Raw genomic sequence first — 260 nt, 5'->3', positions numbered from 1 at the left:
TTACCTGAGGCAGTACAAGCAGAAAAAGATGCGCTACAAGGTCGTTTAAATGATCTGGTTGATATCACTTTACCAGCAGTAAATGACGAAAACGAAGATGGTGTGGATGATGCAGTTGCAGCACTTGAAGAAGCGACAGAGGCAGTAGAGGCGGCTGAAGCAGCATATGCTGAGGCAGAGCAAGCACTAGCAGATGCCGAATCAGATGGTTTAATCACGCCAACAGAACTTGCTGAGCTGACTCAAGCACGTGATGATGC

At 47.3% G+C, this 260-nt stretch carries 1 protein-coding gene; it reads left to right on the top strand.

What is annotated here, in order from left to right:
* Positions 1-260 (top strand): GA-like domain-containing protein (locus AC1M84_RS14325; RefSeq protein WP_481595244.1); only part of this gene is annotated, 260 nt, incomplete at both ends.

The sequence above is a fragment of the Acinetobacter sp. 24-47-66 genome (assembly GCF_056779755.1).
The sequence above is the reverse complement of the archived record's forward strand: the minus strand, read 5'-3'. Positions and strand labels throughout refer to the sequence as shown.